1 protein-coding gene is annotated in these 2,159 nt (G+C 69.0%); it reads left to right on the top strand.

Going from position 1 to position 2,159, the window contains the following annotated elements:
• Window positions 1–705: 705 nt before the first annotated feature.
• On the top strand, window positions 706–2,159 hold a 1,454-nt coding region (locus tag AC50YC_RS19760; protein WP_494954968.1), incomplete at its 3' end, for a heavy metal translocating P-type ATPase.

The following is a 2,159-nucleotide window of genomic DNA, read 5'->3' on the forward strand; positions in this document are numbered from 1 at the left end:
TCGGTCCCCGACCACGTCTGCTCGCCGATGGACGAAACAGGCCGCACCCCCGGGACGAGGCATGACACCGCCGGCAAGGCCGGCGCCAGCCATCCGCCGGCCGGACACCCCCACCCGGCCGGGACCGCGCAACCGATGGAGCATGTGCACCCCACGAAGCCTGATCAGCAGACTGTGCACCCCGGGCATGCGCCGGAAACGGCAGAACCCCACCCCGGGCATGCCCACCCTCCGGAGGACAGCCATGCCGGCCACGGCCCGGGCCGGCACGGTGCGATGCCCCGCACCCCGCAGGACACGATGGGCCACGGCGGACACCACGCCGGAATGTCGATGGATGACATGGTCAAGGACATGCGCAACCGGTTCCTGGTCGCAGCCATCCTGTCAGTGGGCGTGACGCTGTGGTCCCCGATGGGCCGGGACATGCTCGGCTTCACCGCGCCGACCCCGTTCGGGCTCCGTGACGACGTCATGGCCCTGATCCTGTCCCTTCCGGTCATCTTCTACTCTGCCTGGATCTTCTTCGACGGCGCCTACCGGGCGCTGAAAGCCCGCACCCTGGACATGATGGTCCTGGTCGCGATCGCCGTGGGCACCGGATGGCTTTACAGCGTCTGGGTCACGTTCACCGGCGGCGGTGAAGTGTTCTACGAAGCCGCCACCGTCCTGACCTCCTTCGTGCTGCTGGGCCACTGGTTCGAGATGCGCGCACGCGGCGGGGCAAACGAGGCCATCCGCACACTGCTCGAGCTGGCACCACCGGTCGCGGTCGTCATCCGCGACGGCGAGACGGTCGAGATCCCCACCTCCGAAGTCCAGACCGGGGACCTGCTGCTGATCCGGCCGGGATCGAAAATCCCGGTTGACGGGGAGGNCATCGGCTCGGAAGTCATCGGCGCATCCATCAACACCACCGGCACGATGCGGGTCCGGGCCACCAAAGTCGGCGCCGACACCGCCCTGGCCCAAATCGTGGCCCTCGTCCAGGAAGCCCAGAACTCCAAGGCACCCGGCCAGCGGCTGGCCGACAGGGCCGCCTTCTGGCTGGTCCTGGTCGCCCTGATCGGCGGAACCCTGACGTTCGCAGCCTGGCTCGCCCTCGGCGCCGGAGTCCAGACGGCCCTGCTGTTCGCGATCACCGTCGTCGTGATCACCTGCCCCGACGCGCTCGGGCTTGCCACGCCGACGGCCATCATGGTCGGCACCGGCCTCGGCGCCAAACGTGGCGTCCTGTTCAAGAACGCCACCGCCCTGGAAGTATCCGCCCGGATCGACACCGTAGTGATGGACAAAACCGGCACCCTGACCAAGGGCGAACCGGAAGTCACCGACGTCGTGGTCGAGGGAATCGGCGAAAACGAGCTCCTGGCCCTGGTCGCCGCGGTGGAGCAGGAATCTGAACACCCCCTCGCTGCGGCCGTGGTCCGGCACGCCCGCGAACACGGTGCACCCGTCCTGGCTGCCTCGGATTTCCTCAACGTTCCCGGGCACGGGGCCGGCGCTACCGTGGACGGGCGCAGGGTGCTGGTCGGCAACCGCAGACTTATGGCCAATGAAGGCATCGACCTGGGCCCGCTGGCCGCGGTGCGCGATGACCTGGCCGACACCGGACGGACCGCCGTCCTCGTCGCCGTCGACGGCAAAGCCGCCGCGGTGATCGCGTTGGCCGACGCCGCGAGGGAAACCGCGGCCGCCGCGGTCGCTGCCCTGCACGAAGCCGGGATCGAGGTCGTCATGCTCACCGGAGACAACGACGCGACCGCCCGGAGGATCGCCGGCCAGCTGGGCATTGACACGGTCATCGCCGAGGTGCTGCCCGGAGACAAATCAGCCAAGATCGCCGCACTTCAACAGGCGGGGAAGAAAGTCGCCATGGTCGGCGACGGCGTCAACGACGCCCCGGCCCTGGCCCAGGCCGACCTCGGCATCGCGATCGGAGCCGGCACCGACGTGGCCATCGAAACGGCCGACGTCGTCCTGATGCGCTCGGACCCGCTGGATGTGCCCATCGCCTTGCGGATCGGCAAAGGCACCCTGCGCAAGATGCGCCAGAACCTGGGCTGGGCCGTGGGATACAACGCCATTGCGCTGCCCATCGCTGCAGGGGTCTTCGCCTTCGCCGGCTTTGTCCTCAGCCCGGAGATCGCGGCCTTGTC

This window comes from Pseudarthrobacter sp. MDT1-56, from assembly GCF_059383555.1.